Source organism: Streptomyces torulosus (genome assembly GCF_001419765.1).
In the GTDB taxonomy this organism is placed as follows: domain Bacteria; phylum Actinomycetota; class Actinomycetes; order Streptomycetales; family Streptomycetaceae; genus Streptomyces; species Streptomyces torulosus.
Genome location: NZ_LIRK01001035.1, coordinates 1 through 1,793, shown reverse-complemented (window position 1 = coordinate 1,793; position 1,793 = coordinate 1). Strand labels below are relative to the sequence as shown.

The following is a 1,793-nucleotide window of genomic DNA, read 5'->3' as shown; positions in this document are numbered from 1 at the left end:
CGCGCCGGAGCGCACCCTCGCCCCGGCCGGCCGACGTCCCCTCCCCACCGGCGCCCGGACCGCCACAGTGATGGTCATCACGGACGCCCCTCGCAGGCGGCTGCGTACGCTTGTGCAGCACGCTGTCCGGACGCACGCGACTCGTTGTAGGGTAAGGAAACCGCCCTTGACCTGCACAAACGCAGGCAGGGAGCCTAGTCCAGGAGTACCTCGATGCTGCGTACCATGTTCAAGTCCAAGATCCACAGAGCCACCGTCACCCAGGCCGACCTGCACTACGTCGGGTCCGTGACCATCGACGCCGATCTGCTCGACGCCGCCGATCTGCTGCCCGGTGAGCTCGTGCACATCGTGGACATCACCAACGGCGCCCGTCTGGAGACGTACGTCATCGAGGGCGAGCGGGGCTCCGGGGTCATCGGCATCAACGGCGCCGCGGCCCATCTCGTGCACCCCGGAGATCTGGTGATCATCATCAGTTACGCTCAGTTCTCCGACGCCGAAGCCCGGACGATGAGGCCCAGGGTGGTGCACGTGGACGGCGACAACCGGATCGTGGCCCTCGGCGCGGACCCGTCCGAACCGGTACCGGGCTCGGACCAGCGGCGCAGCCCCCAGGCCGTCACGGCCTGAGTCCACGGGCGGCCGCCCGGCGACGCCGACCGTACGCGAGGAGAACCGCATGAGCGAGATCGAGATCCGCGACGACCGGGCCGGCGGCCGCCTGGAGGCCTTCGCCGGGGACGAACTGGCCGGACACATCCAGTACTTCGTCCTGGAGGCCCCGCGGCGCGCCCTCGTCCCGGTCCACACGATCGTCGAGACCGCGTACGAGGGCCAGGGCATCGCCGGTTCGCTGGCACGGTGGCTGTACGGCACGGCGGAACGCGAGGGCATCGTCGTCGCGCCGCTGTGCCCGTACGTCGTGAAGTGGGCGGAGCGGCACCCCGACGAGGCCCCGGCGGCCGACCCGGAGCTGCTGCGGGCCGCCAAGGAGTGGCTCATCGCCCACCCGGAGGGATTCTGATGGGCGACATGCTCGCCCTGCTGCACACCTCCCCCCTCCACATCCCCGTCTTCGACGCCCTCCGCGACGAGGCCCATCCCGACCTGGAGCTGCGGCACTTCGTCGCCGAGGACCTGCTGACCCGCGCGGGCACCGACGGTCCCGCGTCGGTCGCCGACGAGGTCCGGACCCTGGTCGACGAGGCCGTCGCCGAGGGCGCCGCGGCGGTGCTGTGCACCTGCTCCAGCATCGGCGCCGTCGCCGAGGCGACCGACGTCGGCGTGCCCGTGCTGCGCGTGGACCGCCCGATGGCGGCCGCCGCCGTGGCCGCCGGGCCGCGGATCGTCGTCCTCGCCACGGTGCGCAGCACGCTGGCCCCGACGGTGGCCCTGATCGAGGAGGAGGCCACGGGCCCCGTGGAGATCCGCACCCTCCTCCTCGACGAGGCCTGGGCGCTGTTCGAGACCGGTGACACCGAGGGCTACGCCCGCGCGATCGCCGGGGCCGCCGACGAGGTCACCGACGCCGACGCGATCGTCCTGGCCCAGGCGTCCATGACGCCCGCCCAGCGGTGGACCACGACCACGACCCCCGTCCTGTCCAGCCCCCGACCGGGGCTGGCGGCGGGCGCGGCGGTGGTGCGGCCGACCGGGTGACTGCCCGTGGGACGCCCGGGTACTCGTGGCACAAGTCCATGGCCGACATCCACTGGCTGGAGGACACGATGACCCACCCAGAACCGGACCCCGTGCGGCCCGGCCCCACCCCGGGCCGCACGGGGTCCGGT

At 72.8% G+C, this 1,793-nt stretch carries 3 protein-coding genes; all 3 read left to right on the top strand.

The window, feature by feature from the left end; all coding sequences use genetic code 11:
* Positions 1-213 precede the first annotated feature (213 nt).
* The 3 genes from panD to AOK23_RS43830 are packed head-to-tail and all read left to right on the top strand — an operon-like array spanning position 214 to position 1,662.
* A complete protein-coding gene (gene panD / locus AOK23_RS43840; RefSeq protein WP_055717908.1) occupies positions 214-633 on the top strand; it encodes an aspartate 1-decarboxylase in 420 nt (139 codons plus the stop codon).
* Between the two features lie 49 nt (positions 634-682).
* Positions 683-1,027 (top strand): GNAT family N-acetyltransferase, encoded by a 345-nt coding sequence (locus AOK23_RS43835; protein WP_055717907.1) that lies wholly within the window; start codon positions 683-685, stop codon positions 1,025-1,027.
* Positions 1,028-1,035: 8 nt separating this feature from the next.
* Entirely contained in the window at positions 1,036-1,662 is a 627-nt protein-coding gene (locus AOK23_RS43830) for an aspartate/glutamate racemase family protein (RefSeq protein ID WP_055717909.1), read from the top strand.
* The last annotated feature ends 131 nt before the right edge of the window (positions 1,663-1,793 follow it).